Origin of the sequence: Microbacterium gilvum, assembly GCF_039543865.1 — a bacterium.
GTDB classification, from domain to species: domain Bacteria; phylum Actinomycetota; class Actinomycetes; order Actinomycetales; family Microbacteriaceae; genus Microbacterium; species Microbacterium gilvum.
Window position 1 is genome coordinate 194573 of record NZ_BAABKO010000003.1, and the last position, 12443, is coordinate 207015.

The window sequence follows — 12443 nt, forward strand, 5'->3', positions numbered from 1 at the left end:
AGACAACATGAGCCAGGACCTCCGCATCGGCGTCGTCGGCGCCGGCCTCATGGGCGCCGACCACATCGCCCGCATCACCCACCGCATCAGCGGAGCGCGCGTCGCCGCCGTCATCGAGCCCGACGCGGGCCGTGCCGCGGCGGCCGCCGGGAACGCACCCGGCGCGCAGACGTACTCGCGCGTCGAGGACGCCATCGCCGACTCGGCCGTCGACGCCGTCCTCATCGCGACGCCCGGCCAGTTCCACCTGCCCGTGCTCGAGCCCGCGCTCGCCGCGGGCCTCCCCATCCTCTGCGAGAAGCCGCTCACGCCCGACTCGGATACGTCGCTGCAGGTGCTCGCGCTCGAGCAGAAGCTCGACCGCCCGCACATCCAGGTCGGGTTCATGCGCCGCTTCGACCCCGAGTACGCGCAGCTGCGCGAGCTCATCGCCTCGGGCGATGCGGGCGAGCTCCTCATGGTGCGCGCGGTCCACCGCAACCCGAGCGTGCCCGACAGCTACGGCCAGAGCATGCTCATCACCGACTCGGTCGTGCACGAGTTCGACGTCGTGCCGTGGCTCGCGGGCTCGCCGATCGCGAGCGTCGAGGTGAAGTACCCGCGCCGCAACGACCTGTCGCCCGAGCGCCTGCGCGAGCCCATCCTCGTCCTCATCGAGCTGCAGAACGGCGTGCTCGTCGACGTCGAGATGAACGTCAGCGTGCAGTTCGGATACCAGGTCGCCACGGAGGCCGTCTTCCAGCAGGGCGTCGCGCGCATCGGGCAGCCGTCGGGCCTGCAGCTGTGGCAGGCGGGGCGCGTGTCGAGCGCGGAGCACGTGAGCTTCACCACGCGCTTCGCGACCGCGTACGACAACGAGATCCAGCGGTGGGTCGACGCCGTGCGCGACGGCCGCCTCGTCGACGGCCCCAACGCGTGGGACGGCTACCTCGTCGCGCTCGCGTGCGAGGCCGGCGTCCGCGCGCTCGACGGCGGCGTCCAGTCCGTCGAGGCCGCAGACCGCCCCGCCTTCTACGCCTGATCGGAGACGACGACATGGTGCGCATCGCCCTCGACCCCACGCCCTACCACGACGGGCACTCCATCCTGGAGTTCCCCGACATCGCGGCACGCCTCGGCTACGAGCACCTGCAGCTCACCCCGCACGCCGACTTCGGGCCGTTCTTCCGCTACCCGAAGGCCGACGACGCGCTCGTCGCGAAGCTCAAGAAGGCAGCGAAGGACGCCGGTGTCTCGATCCCCGCGCTCCTCCCGGTGCAGCGGATCTCGTGGCCGGACGAGCCGCAGCGGCAGGCGGCGGTGCGCAACTTCCGCCGCATCATCGAGCTCGCCGTCGAACTGGAGGTCCCCGTCATCAACACGGAGTTCTCCGGTCGGCCCGAGCGGCAGGAGGACTCCGAGGCGGCGTTCTACACGTCGATGGAGGAGCTGCTGCCGATCATCGAGCGCGAGGGGCTCCGCCTCAACGTCGACCCGCACCCCGACGACTTCGTCGAGGACGGGCTCGAGGGATGGCGCGTGCTGCGCGGGCTGAACTCGCCGGCGGTCGGGTTCGTCTACGTCGCCTCGCACACGTTCCACTACGGCGACCGCGCGACGACGCTGCTCCCCGAGCTCGGCGACCGCATCGGCGCCGTCTACACGGCCGACACGTACGACCACCACCGCTCGCACGGGCTCCGCTACATCACGAACCCGCCGGGGAACGCCGTGCGCGTGCACCAGCACCTGAGGATCGGCGACGGCGACGTCGACTGGACGGAGCTCTTCACGACGCTGCGCGACGTCGGCTACCTCGACCGCGACGACGCCCTCATCGTGTCGAACGTGTTCGCCGAGGACGAGGCGCGCGACGAGGTGTCGCGCTACCAGCTCGAGAAGCTGCGCGAGCTGATCGGATGACCTGGGCCCGTTACCCGTACGACGGCACGCGGGTGCTCGTCACGGGAGCGGGCACCGGGATCGGCGCCGCGGTGGCGACCGCCTTCCTCGAGCAGGGCGCGCGGGTCGCCATCGTCGGGCGCACCCGCGCGACGCTCGAGGCGACGGCGTCCGCGGCGCCCGATCGCGCGCTCGTGCACGTCGCCGACGTGTCGCAGCGCGCAGGCGTCGACGGCGCGGTCGCCGCTGCGGTCGACGCCTGGGGAGGCATCGACGTCGTCGTCGCGAACGCCGGCCTCTCGGAGCACGGCGGCATCGCCGACATCTCCGACGCGTCGTGGGAGCGGATGAGGACGCTCAACCTCGACGGCACCCTCTTCCTCGCGCGGTCGAGCATGCCGCACCTGCGCGCCGCGCGAGGGACCTTCCTCGCGATCACGTCGATCGCCGGTCTCGGCGGTGACTGGTCGCAACCCGGGTACAGCGCCACGAAGGCCGCGGTGAACGCCCTCGTGCAGACGATGGCGATCGACGAGGGGCGTGCGGGCGTGCGAGTCAACGCGATCGCCCCCGGCTTCACGCGCACGGCGCAGACGGCCGAGCGGCTCGACGACCCCGCCTTCCATGCGCGCCTCGTCGACCGCCTCGCGCTCGACCGCGCGGCCGAGCCGGCGGAGATCGCGCAGGCGGCGCTGTTCCTCGCGAGCCCCGACGCCTCGTACATCACGGGTGTCGTCCTGCCCGTCGACGGCGGCACGACCGCCTCCATCGGCACACCCCGCCCTCCCGCCTGACCTGGAGCATCCATGACCAAGCTGTCCATGAACGTCACGACGACCTTCCACGGGAACGTCGTCAACGACATCGCCGTCGCGAAAGCCGCAGGCTACGGCGGCATCGAGCTGCAGAGCCCCAAGCTCTACCGCTACCTCGACGCAGGCTACGCCGTCGAGTCGCTGCCGCCTCTGCTCGACGGCCTCGAGGTGACGGGCATCGGCGCCGTCCTCGACCTCGAGCGGCGCGGCGACGCACGCGAGACGCTCCTCGCCGAGGTCGAGCGGATGGCCGATATCGCCGTCGTCGTCGGCGCCCCAATCCTGCAGATGTGCACGGGCCCGGTCGACTGGGAGGTCGTGAAGGACTTCCAGGCCGGACGCCTCAGCGCCGACGACCTCCGCTACCGCGGCACGCTCGGGTTCTCGGAGGGCGATGCTCTCGATGTCGCCGCGGCGAATGTGCGCGAGGCCGCCGACATCGCCGCCGACCGCGGTCTCGACCTCTACCTCGAGCCGCTCGCCTGGTCGAACCTCAACCGCCATCGGCACTCGCTCGAGATCATCGAGCGGGCCGGTCGCGACAACGTCGGCATCGCACTGGACACATGGCACTACTGGACGACGGGCGACACCCTCGAGGAGGTCGCGGCGACGCCCAAGGAGCTCATCAAGGCCGCGCACATCTCCGACGGGCTCGATCTCGACCGGGAACGCGACGTGCCGGACCAGAGCGTGCACCGCAATGTCGTCATCGGCGGCGGCGCCATCCCCCTGCAGGAGTGGGTCGACGCGATCAAGTCGACGGGGTACGACGGCTGGTGGGTGTCGGAGATGTTCTCCGACAAGGCCAACGAGCACGACTTCCTCGAGGTGGCCACGACCATCCGCGGGCTCCTCCACATCCTCGTCTCCTGAGAGAGCAGACCATGCAGCGATTCGCCCTCATCGGAGCCGGCTTCATCGGCTCCGTGCACGCCCGCAGCCTCGCGGAGCATCCCGACGTCGACTTCCGCCTCGTCTACGACGTCGACGGCGCCCGCGCCGAGGCGCTCGCCGCGGCGCACGGCGCACGTGCGGCGCGCTCGCTCGCCGAGGCGTTCGACCCCGAGCTCGTCGACGCCGTCTTCATCGCGTCGTCGACCGACACGCACGCCGAGAACCTGCGACGCGCCGCCGACGCGGGGCTCGCCGTGCTCGTGGAGAAGCCCATCGACCTCGATCTCGCGCAGGCCGTCGAGACCGTCGCGTACGTCGAACGCGCGGGCGTTCCCGCCATGGTCGACTTCAACCGGCGGTTCGACCGCGACCACGCCGAGCTCAAGCGGCTCGTCGACGTCGGGGCCGTGGGCGACGTCGCGCTCGTGCAGCTCACGTCGCGCGGGCCCGCGCTGCCGCCGCTCGACTACCTGCGGGTGTCCGGCGGGCAGATGCGCGACCAGACGGTGCACTTCTTCGACCTGGCGCGGTGGATCACGGGCCTCGAGCCCCTCGAGGTGCACGTGGCCGGATCGGCGCTCGCCGACCCTCGCGTGGCCGAGATCGGCGACGTCGACACCTCGGCGGCGACGCTGAAGCTCGCGGGGGGCGCCCTCGTCCAGATCGACAGCGTGCGGCACACGGGCTACGGCTACGACGAGCGCATCGAGGTGCTGGGGTCTGCGGGGATGGCCGAATCCGGTCGCATGCGCGCGGGCGGGGTGACGCGCTTCCGCGGCACGGAGGCGGTGTCCGACGGCCTCCACGCCGGATGGTTCGAGCGCGTGCGCCCGACCTACGCCGCCGCCCTCGGCGCGTTCGTGACGGCGCTCGAGACGGGCGGGCCCGTTCCCGTCGGCCTGCGCGACGGCCTCCGCGCGCAGGCGATAGCGGAGGCGGCGACGCGATCCCTCTCCTCGGGGCGCAGCGAGCCGATCGACGGCGGAGTGCTCGCGTGACCGCGGGGGAGGGATACCGTTCTCTCGACGCGCAGGCGCTCCTCGCGCGCCTCGAGTCGGAGGAGGCGGAGCTCGACTTCGACGGCTTCGGTCTGGACACGGCGTGGGAATTGGGCTCGCGGCTGCGCGCCGTCGCGATCGAGCGCGGGCACGGCATCGCGTGCGCCGTGGTCCTCGGCGAGCAGCGGGTCTTCCACGCGGCCGTGCCGGGATCCGCCGCGGTCAACGACGCGTGGCTCGAGCGCAAGTTCCGTGTCGTCGCGCACTACGGCCGCTCGACGCTCGCCGTACGAGCCCAGTACCTCGCCGACGGCATGACGTTCGAGACGCACAGCGCGCTCGACCCGCTCCGCTACACCGCGGCGGGCGGGGCGTTCCCGATCCGGGTGCGCGGCGCGCTCGCGGGCGCCGTCGGCGTGAGCGGGCTCGAGATGCACGACGACCACGCCCTCGTCGTCGAGGTGCTGCGCTCAATCGTCTGACGGCATGCAGAAGGGCCCGATCCGCGGATCGGGCCCTTCTGCATGCGCTCCCCTCAGCGCCGGCGGCGCTTCGTGTCCTCCTCGACGGTGCGGATTGCCTCGGTGCGGCCGCCCAGCTCCTTGAGCTCGTGGCTGAGCTCGGCGAGCTCGTCGCCGCCCGCCATCTGCCGCGTGAGCTCGTCGAGCGTGACCTCGTCGCGTGTGCGGTCGAGCACGGCCTGGCCGAGCTTGAGGATGACGAAGTGGTCGCCCACGAGGTACGCGTGGTGCGGGTTGTGAGTGATGAACACCACGCCCAGACCCGCGTCGCGCGCGGCGGCGACGTACTTCAGCACGACGCCCGACTGCTTGACGCCGAGGGCCGCCGTCGGCTCGTCGAGGATGAGCACCTTGGCGCCGAAGTACACGGCGCGGGCGATCGCGACGCACTGGCGCTGTCCGCCGGAGAGCTCGCTGATCGGCTGGTCGAGGTCCTTCACGACGATGCCCATCTTGCGCAGCTCGGCGTCGGCGATGGCCTTCATGTCGCGGATGCTCATGCTCGCGAGCGGGAAGCGCGAGCGAACGAGCTCCGAGCCGAGGAAGAAGTTGCGCCACACCTCCATGAGGCCCACGACCGCGAGGTCCTGGTACACGGTCGCGATGCCGTCCTCCAGCGCCTGGCGGGGGGAGTCGTAGCGGCGCTCCTCGCCCTGCACCGTGAGCGTGCCCTCCGTGTGTCCGTGCAGGCCCGCCATGATCTTGATGAGCGTCGACTTGCCGGCGCCGTTGTCGCCGAGCACGCAGGCCACCTCGCCCGCGTTGACGGTGAGGTTGATGCCCTTGAGCGCGCGGATGGCCCCGTAGCTCTTGCCGACGTCGGCCATCCGGATGAGCGGCGTGCCGCTCTGCAGCGTGTCCGACATGGCGTCAGCCCACCTTCCTGCTCGTCGAGAGCTTCTTGACGTAGAGGTTCACGAGCACGGCCAGCACGAGCATCGCGCCGAGGAACGAGCGGAACCAGTTCGGGTCCCACCCGGCGTACACGATGCCGAGGGAGGTCATCCCGAAGATGAAGGCGCCGATCGCGACGCCGATGGCGTTGCCGAACCCGCCCGTGAGGAGCGTTCCGCCCACGACGGCCGCGATGATGTAGAGGAACTCGTTGCCGACGCCGTTGCCCGCCTGCAGCGTGTTGAAGCGGTACAGCGTGTGCATGCCGATGAACCACCCGAGGAACGACACCGACATGAACAGGCCGATCTTCACGGCGACCACGGGGACGCCGACGGCGCGCGCCGACGCGGCGTTGCCGCCGACCGCGTAGATCCAGTTGCCGATGCGCGTGCGCTGCAGGATCCAGGCCGCGAGCGCGACGAAGGCGAACCAGAAGAGGACGCTGTTCCAGACGGTCACCCCGCCGATCTGGAACGATCCCGCGAAGATCGCGTTCATGACGTCGTAGCCGTCCATCTGCGAGATGTTGGGGCTCGAGACCGCGCCGGTCACGAGCTTCGTGATGCCGAGGTTCGCGCCCTGCAGGATGAAGAACGAGCCGAGCGTGATGAGGAAGCTCGGGATGCCCGTGCGCATCACGAGATAGCCGTTCACGAAGCCGACGACGAGGCAGAACACGAGCGACAGCACGGCCCCGACGATGAGGTTGACGCCGAGGTAGTACGAGAAGAGGGCGTTGAAGAGGCCGGCGCTCGTGACGATGACGCCGGCCGACAGGTCGAACTCGCCGCCGATCATGAGCAGGCCCACCGCGACGGCGACGATGCCGATCGTCGACGCCTGGTAGAGAACCGTGAGGAGCGAGTCGGCCGAGCGGAAGGCGGGGGCGACCGAGAGGAAGAAGACGAAGATGAGCACGGCGGCGACGGCCGCGCCGACCTCCGGACGGGAGAGCAGGCGGTTCGACCAGCCGAGCTTCACCCTGTTCGATGCCTCCGACGGGGCGGAGGACGCGAAACCCTGGGACATGGGGGACTCCTGGGATGAGGGACGGGCGGGCCGGTCGGCCCGCCCGTCGGAGCGGATCAGCGCGTGTTGTTCTCGGCGAAGGGCAGGATGGCGTCGATGTTCGACTGGTCGACGAACGACGGCCCCGTGAGGACGGGCTGGCCGCCGCCGAGGTCGTTGCCGTTCTTCAGGTAGAGGTAGAGCGACGTGACGGCCATGTAGCCCTGCATGTACGGCTGCTGATCGATCGAGAACTCGATCTCGCCGTCCTTGATGGCCTGCGCGGCGTCGGCGTTGAGGTCGAAGGTGATGAGCTTCGCCTCGCTGCCCGACTGCTCCATCGCGTCGAGCGCGTCGAGCGCGATGGGCGCGCCGAGCGTGACGATGTAGTCGATCGACGGGTCCTGCTGGAGCTTGGCCTGCAGCGCCGCCACGACGGCGGAGTCGTCGGCGCCGTTCACCTGGATGTTCTCGGTGCCCGGCACGACGCTCGCGACACCCGCGCAGCGGGCCTCCAGTGCGACGGAGCCTGCGGCCTGGATGACGCAGAGCGGATGCTCGCCGCCTGCTTCGGCGATCCGCTCCCCGGCCGTCTGGCCCGCGAGGTTCTCGTCGGAGCCGAAGTACATCAGGGCTCCGACGTCCTGGTACTGGTCGATGCCGGAGTTGAACCCGACGAGCGGGATGCCGGCGTCGGCCGCCGCCTGGACCGATGCCGCGAGGGCGTCGGGGGTGGCGAGGGTCGTCGCGATGCCGTCGACATCGGAGTCGATCGCGGTCTGGATGAGCTGGGCCTGCTTGTCGGCCGCGGGGTCGTTGGCGTACTGGAGCGTCGCGCCGGTGTCCTTCGCCGCCTGCTCGGCGCCCGCGCGGATCTTGTCCCAGAACGAGTCGCCCGGGGTCTCGTGCGTCACCATGGAGATGACGTAGCCCGAGTCGCCGCCCCCTCCGCCGGAGGAGTCGGTCGCGGTGCTCTGCGATGCGGCACCGCCTCCGCTGCAGGCGGTGAGGGCGAGGAGCGAGACGGCGGCCAGCGCACCGGCGCCGAGGAGCTTGCGGGGGGTGATCGACGACATGGCGGTCCTTTCGGGAGGGCCGACCCGTGCACGTCCATGACGTGCGGGCGTCCGCGGACCGTCCGCGGACCGGGCAGAGGAGGTCGATGTGCGTCGAGCGCCTCTGCTCGACCGGAGTACAGGTAGCCGACCTCCTCGTCGGCGCTGGGATCACTGTGACCCCGGAAGGAATCAATGTCAAGACATAGTGTCATTTTCGTGATCTGATCGATGTCATGTCCGTTTGACAGGACAAACATCCCGGCTATCATGTAAGGACAAAGGCGTCCCCTCGCCAGACGAAGGAGTCAGAATGGCCCACTCATCCCCGGAGGGCTCGAGTACCCTCCCGGCGCTCACCGCCGGTCCCCACCGCAAGCGGCTCGGACTCGTCGCGCTCATCGCGACGTTCGGCGGCCTGCTGTTCGGCTACGACACGGGCGTCATCAACGGCGCGCTCCGCCCCATGGCGGCCGAGCTCGGGCTCAACGCGTTCACGGAGGGCGTCGCGACGAGCTCGCTCATCTTCGCGGCCGCGATCGGCGCCATGTTCGGCGGCCGGCTGTCCGACGGCTGGGGCCGTCGGAAGACGATCATCCTGCTCGCCGTGCTCTTCTTCGCCGGGACGCTCTTCGTCGTCTTCACGCCCGACCTCACGGTGCTCGTCGTGGGCCGCGTCATCCTCGGCCTCGCCGTGGGCGGCGCGTCGACCGTCGTCCCCGTCTTCCTCGCCGAGCTCGCGCCGTTCGAGATCCGCGGATCCCTCGCGGGCCGCAACGAGCTCATGATCGTGACGGGTCAGCTCGCGGCCTTCGTCGTGAACGCGGTCATCGGCAACCTGTTCGGGCACCTCGACCACGTCTGGCGCATCATGTTCGCCATCTGCGCGCTTCCGGCCATCGCGCTGTTCTTCGGCATGCTTCGGATGCCGGAGTCGCCGCGCTGGCTCATCGAGAAGGGCCGGCGCGACGAGGCGCTCGCCGTCATGAAGACCGTGCGGTCCGAGGAGCGCGCCGAGGCCGAGCTCGCGGAGCTCGAGAACATCGCCCGCGAGGAGAAGGAGGAGGGCCAGCTCGGCTGGCGTGCCATCCTCACGAACCGCAACCTCGTGCGCATCCTGCTCATCGGCATCGGGCTGGGCGTCGCCCAGCAGCTCACGGGCATCAACTCGATCATGTACTTCGGCCAGACGGTGCTCATCGAGTCGGGCTTCGATGAGAGCGCGGCGCTCATCGCCAACATCGCCCCCGGAGTCATCGCCGTCGTCGGCGGCGTCATCGCCCTGGCGATGATGGACCGCATCGACCGCCGAAAGACGTTCGCGATCGGCCTCACCCTGACGACGACCTGCCACCTTCTCATCGGCGTGGCGTCGATGACGCTGCCGGTCGGCAACCCGCTTCGCCCGTGGATCATCCTCTTCCTCGTCGTCGCGTTCGTCGGCTCGATGCAGACGTTCCTCAACATCGCGGTCTGGGTGTACCTGTCGGAGATCTTCCCGCTCCACATGCGCGGCCTCGGCATGGGCATCTCGGTGTTCATGCTGTGGATCGTCAACGGGTTCCTCTCGCTGTACTTCCTCACGCTCGTCGACGCCGTCGGCATCACGGGGACGTTCTTCCTGTTCGCCGGCGTCGGCGCCCTCGCCCTCCTCTTCGTCGTGACGCAGGTGCCGGAGACGCGCGGTCGCACGCTCGAGGCGCTCGAGGAGGACGTCACGACGGGCGCGATCTACACGGTGTCCAAGCGCGACTCGCGCCGCACGCTGCGCTGACGCGCGCACACGCAGAAGGGGCCCCGCTCGGCGGAGCCCCTTCTGCGTGTCGTTCGGGTGCGGGGCGGCTGTCTGCTTCGAGCATGGCCGGCACCGCCGCGCACGGCGGCCCCCGCCGCCCCACCGGCCCCGCCCCGCCGCGCGCTACAGCTCGACCGAGCGGCGCTCGGCGTCGCTCACCCGTGCGGCGTCGAGGATCTCGATCGTGTGCACCGCCTGCGCGAGCGTGACAGAGAAGGGCTCGCCTGTCGACAGCGCGCGATGCAGGTCTCGGTAGTAGTCCGCGTAATCCCCGCGGGCGCTCGGCACCGTGCGTGAGCCGGCGACGGTGCGCAGGGTTCCCCAGCGCTCCTCGCGTTCGACGCCCCAGTCCGCGCTCGTGGCGGGATGGGCGCCCGCCAGAAGCTGCTCGTACTGCACGTCCGCCATCCGCGACACGTACGAGCCGTTCTCGGCGTAGACGATGAGCTCGCGCTCGGCGAGCGCGTTCACCTTGCTCGCGCTGACGGAGCTGAAGGCCCCGTCGCGGTGATGGAGGCCGAGGGCGAAGCCCACGTCGACGCGCTCGCCGTCCTGCACCGCCCAGTCGAGGTGGCCGTCGACGCGGACGACCGGGCCGAGCAGGTGCGTCGCCTGGTCGACCAGGTGCGCCCCGAGATCGCGCAGCAGGCCGCTTGCGGGGCCCACCTCGAGCAGGCCGGGCGAGTCCTGGTCCATCCGGTTCACCACGCGCTGCACCGACCCGAGCTCGCCGGCCGCGAGGACGCCGGCGAGCGTGCGGAGGTCGGTGTCCCAGCGCCGGTTGTGGAAGACCGTCAGCACGCGCCCGGCGGTCTCGGCCGCGGCGGCGAGCTCGCGGGCTGTCGCGGCATCGGGGGCGAACGGCTTGTCGGCGACGACGTGGACGCCGCGCTCGAGCGCGCGCAGCACGAGCCCGCGTCGTGTCTCGGGAGGGGTCGTCACGACGACGGCGTCGACGCCCGCGTCGAGCAGCGCGTCGAGGTCGTCGAAGGCGGCGACGCCGGGCGCGAGGCCGGCCAGCTCGGCGCGGCGCTCCGCCGAACGGGTGACGACGCCGACGAGCTCCCACTCGCGCGCCGCCTGAATGTAGGGGAGGTGGAACAGGCGTCCTCCGACGCCGAAGCCGACGAGTCCGATGCGCATGTGCGCTCCTTTCTGGATCGCTTCAGCCTCCTCTTGTCGTAATGTCCTGTCAATATTGACGACACACGGTCACTCTTGACAGAATGTCCTTACAAAGTTGACCTCTGCTTCAGGAGCCCCCATGCCTCTCGTCCGCATCGACCACAGCGACGCCCGCACCAACTCCGCCGAGATCGCCGGCGCCATCCACGACGCCATCGTCGGCGTCTACGGCATCCCCGAGCGCGACCGCTTCCAGGTCGTCACCGCGCGCCCCGCGACGACCATCGTGGCGGAGGATGCGGGCCTCGGCTTCGACCGCACCGACCCCGTCGTCATCCAGATCTTCACGCAGCGCGGCCGCTCGGACGAGCAGAAGCAGCGCCTCTACGCCGCCATCGCCGACGCGCTCGGCCCTGTCGGTGTGGAGCCGCAGGACGTCTTCATCGGCTACGTCGAGAACGGTCCGCAGGACTGGAGCTTCGGCTTCGGCCGCGCCCAGTACCTCACGGGCGAGCTCGCCGTGCCGCGCGCCTGAGCCTGCGTGCGCGTCGTCGCCCCCGGCTAGGCTGGGGGCAGGAGGTGCGGTGGGACGGAACGCCGATGCGATCGCCGAAGGACTCGCGATCGCGCACGCGGCGGCCAGGCTGGCCGTCAAGAACAGGATCCTCGTGAGCACGATCTCGCTCGACGAGGCGTTCGACGCATCCCATTTCCTGCCCGTCGCCCGGGAGGCGGTCGCCTCGCTCGCCGACGAATCCGAGCAGGCCGCGCTCGACATCTCCAAGGCCAGGAAGGCGGCGTGGGGGCGCCACTCGCAGCCGCACGGCACGCACGACTACCGCGACCGCGACGTCCGAAACCTCCGCCGTCGTGCCAAGCAGTACGTCGGGGTGGCGAAGGCGCTGCGCGCCGAGCTCGAGGACGAGTCGCGCCTGCTGGCGATCGTCGAGCAGTCCCGCGAGGCGGCGTGGGGCGACATCTCCTCGACCCTCGACACCCGGCTCCGCGTCGAGGCTATGCGCCCTGACGAAGACCCCGACTACGCGTCGATGCGGGAGGCGCGCATGCAGGCGCTGCGCCTCGTCGACCTGCAGAAGCTCGCCGTCGAGACGAAGGAGCGCCGCTCCGAGGTCGACGACTGACGCGACAGGGCCGGGGCGCGCCGCGCGCCCCGGCCCTGTCGTCGCGGTCATCGCTCGTCGCGCAGCTCTTCCTTGGCGTCGTTGCGGGCCTTGACCGAGTCGCGCTCGGCCTCGGCCTTCTTCACGTCGGCCTCCGCCTTCAGCTCGTCGACCTTGTCGCCGACGCGGTCCTTGGCGTCTTCCCACGACTCCTTCGCCTTGCGGGCGGCGGTCTCCGCGGTCTCCTTGGCGTCGTCCAGGAATCCCATGGCGTCTCCTCTCCTCGTGCGGTCCGGTCCTTCGACGCTAGGCGCCGGGCACCTGCCCGGG

At 70.6% G+C, this 12443-nt stretch carries 14 protein-coding genes; 9 read left to right on the forward strand and 5 right to left on the reverse strand.

The genetic code is table 11. The features are described from left to right. Positions 1-7: 7 nt before the first annotated feature. From ABD998_RS10095 to ABD998_RS10120, 6 genes are read left to right on the forward strand one after another with little or no spacing between them, the layout of a single operon-like run. Positions 8-1021 (forward strand): Gfo/Idh/MocA family protein, encoded by a 1014-nt coding sequence (locus ABD998_RS10095; protein ID WP_345438688.1) that lies wholly within the window; start codon positions 8-10, stop codon positions 1019-1021. 14 nt (positions 1022-1035) lie between these two features. Then, entirely contained in the window at positions 1036-1902 is an 867-nt protein-coding gene (locus tag ABD998_RS10100; RefSeq protein ID WP_345438690.1) for a sugar phosphate isomerase/epimerase family protein, read from the forward strand. After that, a complete protein-coding gene (locus ABD998_RS10105) occupies positions 1899-2675 on the forward strand; it encodes an SDR family NAD(P)-dependent oxidoreductase (protein WP_345438692.1) in 777 nt (258 codons plus the stop codon). The genes ABD998_RS10100 and ABD998_RS10105 overlap by 4 nt, the downstream gene beginning before the upstream one ends. Positions 2676-2687: 12 nt before the next feature. Further along, on the forward strand, positions 2688-3572 hold the full coding sequence (locus tag ABD998_RS10110; RefSeq protein ID WP_345438694.1) for a sugar phosphate isomerase/epimerase family protein: 885 nt from the start codon (positions 2688-2690) through the stop codon (positions 3570-3572). Positions 3573-3583: 11 nt separating this feature from the next. Beyond that, a complete protein-coding gene (locus ABD998_RS10115; RefSeq protein ID WP_345438696.1) occupies positions 3584-4591 on the forward strand; it encodes a Gfo/Idh/MocA family oxidoreductase in 1008 nt (335 codons plus the stop codon). Continuing rightward, a complete protein-coding gene (locus tag ABD998_RS10120) occupies positions 4588-5073 on the forward strand; it encodes a heme-degrading domain-containing protein (protein ID WP_345438698.1) in 486 nt (161 codons plus the stop codon). The genes ABD998_RS10115 and ABD998_RS10120 overlap by 4 nt, the downstream gene beginning before the upstream one ends. Positions 5074-5126: 53 nt before the next feature. Here ABD998_RS10120 and ABD998_RS10125 read toward each other — a convergent pair whose 3' ends face one another. From ABD998_RS10125 to ABD998_RS10135, 3 genes are read right to left on the reverse strand one after another with little or no spacing between them, the layout of a single operon-like run. Then, a complete protein-coding gene (locus tag ABD998_RS10125; protein ID WP_345438700.1) occupies positions 5127-5978 on the reverse strand; it encodes an ATP-binding cassette domain-containing protein in 852 nt (283 codons plus the stop codon). A 4-nt stretch (positions 5979-5982) separates the two neighbouring features. After that, positions 5983-7038 carry an ABC transporter permease gene (locus ABD998_RS10130; RefSeq protein ID WP_345438702.1) on the reverse strand — a complete coding sequence of 352 codons (1056 nt, stop codon included), beginning with the start codon at positions 7036-7038 and terminating at the stop codon, positions 5983-5985. Between the two features lie 56 nt (positions 7039-7094). Then, positions 7095-8093 (reverse strand): substrate-binding domain-containing protein, encoded by a 999-nt coding sequence (locus ABD998_RS10135; RefSeq protein WP_345438704.1) that lies wholly within the window; start codon positions 8091-8093, stop codon positions 7095-7097. Positions 8094-8385: 292 nt separating this feature from the next. On the opposite strand from ABD998_RS10135, the gene ABD998_RS10140 reads away from it, so the two are divergent. Next, on the forward strand, positions 8386-9846 hold the full coding sequence (locus tag ABD998_RS10140; RefSeq protein ID WP_345438706.1) for a sugar porter family MFS transporter: 1461 nt from the start codon (positions 8386-8388) through the stop codon (positions 9844-9846). 144 nt (positions 9847-9990) lie between these two features. Here ABD998_RS10140 and ABD998_RS10145 read toward each other — a convergent pair whose 3' ends face one another. Beyond that, positions 9991-11010, reverse strand: a complete 1020-nt coding sequence (locus tag ABD998_RS10145) for a Gfo/Idh/MocA family oxidoreductase (RefSeq protein ID WP_345438708.1) — start codon at positions 11008-11010, stop codon at positions 9991-9993. Between the two features lie 121 nt (positions 11011-11131). On the opposite strand from ABD998_RS10145, the gene ABD998_RS10150 reads away from it, so the two are divergent. Together ABD998_RS10150 and ABD998_RS10155 are read left to right on the forward strand one after the other, a co-directional pair. Further along, positions 11132-11527, forward strand: a complete 396-nt coding sequence (locus tag ABD998_RS10150; protein WP_345438710.1) for a tautomerase family protein — start codon at positions 11132-11134, stop codon at positions 11525-11527. Between the two features lie 49 nt (positions 11528-11576). After that, complete coding sequence (locus ABD998_RS10155; protein WP_345438712.1) at positions 11577-12134, forward strand: asparagine synthase; 558 nt, start codon at positions 11577-11579, stop codon at positions 12132-12134. Between the two features lie 47 nt (positions 12135-12181). On the opposite strand, the gene ABD998_RS10160 is transcribed toward ABD998_RS10155, so the two are convergent. After that, entirely contained in the window at positions 12182-12382 is a 201-nt protein-coding gene (locus ABD998_RS10160; RefSeq protein ID WP_345438714.1) for a hypothetical protein, read from the reverse strand. Positions 12383-12443: the final 61 nt, after the last annotated feature.

What these genes read in the sequence shown, in the direction of transcription:
- ABD998_RS10125 (WP_345438700.1), bottom strand. Translation starts at nt 5,978, where the DNA reads ATGTCGGACACGCTGCAGAGCGGCACGCCGCTCATCCGGATGGCCGAC.
- ABD998_RS10115 (WP_345438696.1), top strand. Translation starts at nt 3,584, where the DNA reads ATGCAGCGATTCGCCCTCATCGGAGCCGGCTTCATCGGCTCCGTGCAC.
- ABD998_RS10100 (WP_345438690.1), top strand. Translation starts at nt 1,036, where the DNA reads ATGGTGCGCATCGCCCTCGACCCCACGCCCTACCACGACGGGCACTCC.
- ABD998_RS10160 (WP_345438714.1), bottom strand. Translation starts at nt 12,382, where the DNA reads ATGGGATTCCTGGACGACGCCAAGGAGACCGCGGAGACCGCCGCCCGC.
- ABD998_RS10105 (WP_345438692.1), top strand. Translation starts at nt 1,899, where the DNA reads ATGACCTGGGCCCGTTACCCGTACGACGGCACGCGGGTGCTCGTCACG.
- ABD998_RS10145 (WP_345438708.1), bottom strand. Translation starts at nt 11,010, where the DNA reads ATGCGCATCGGACTCGTCGGCTTCGGCGTCGGAGGACGCCTGTTCCAC.
- ABD998_RS10095 (WP_345438688.1), top strand. Translation starts at nt 8, where the DNA reads ATGAGCCAGGACCTCCGCATCGGCGTCGTCGGCGCCGGCCTCATGGGC.
- ABD998_RS10110 (WP_345438694.1), top strand. Translation starts at nt 2,688, where the DNA reads ATGACCAAGCTGTCCATGAACGTCACGACGACCTTCCACGGGAACGTC.
- ABD998_RS10135 (WP_345438704.1), bottom strand. Translation starts at nt 8,093, where the DNA reads ATGTCGTCGATCACCCCCCGCAAGCTCCTCGGCGCCGGTGCGCTGGCC.
- ABD998_RS10150 (WP_345438710.1), top strand. Translation starts at nt 11,132, where the DNA reads ATGCCTCTCGTCCGCATCGACCACAGCGACGCCCGCACCAACTCCGCC.
- ABD998_RS10130 (WP_345438702.1), bottom strand. Translation starts at nt 7,038, where the DNA reads ATGTCCCAGGGTTTCGCGTCCTCCGCCCCGTCGGAGGCATCGAACAGG.
- ABD998_RS10140 (WP_345438706.1), top strand. Translation starts at nt 8,386, where the DNA reads ATGGCCCACTCATCCCCGGAGGGCTCGAGTACCCTCCCGGCGCTCACC.